The sequence below is a fragment of the Endothiovibrio diazotrophicus genome (genome assembly GCF_054657215.1).
In genome coordinates, this window is record NZ_BAAHXB010000377.1 from 1 (window position 1) to 257 (window position 257).

Annotated in this window: 1 protein-coding gene; it reads right to left on the reverse strand. The window is 60.7% G+C overall.

Going from position 1 to position 257, the window contains the following annotated elements:
* Positions 1-257 (reverse strand): helix-turn-helix domain-containing protein (locus ACYQ2W_RS26885; RefSeq protein ID WP_459874221.1); only part of this gene is annotated, 257 nt, incomplete at both ends.

The window sequence follows — 257 nt, forward strand, 5'->3', positions numbered from 1 at the left end:
CGCGGTAGAAACTCGACTCCGAGGCCAAATAATCCCCCTTGTCCGCAAGCCTGGGCACGATCTGGCTCGGTGGCAAGCTGGCATACTCGTTCTGATTACAGGCCTCCAGAATCCCTTCCCGTTCCTCCTCCGATAACTTGTTCGCGGGCTCGGGTCGTTCTACCAGGGGGCGCTGGTCCTCCTTGATTTCGCCGTCGCTCGTCCAACGTTGGAAGGTTCTCAGACTGATGCCCGCCTCCTCACAGGCCGGGCGCTTC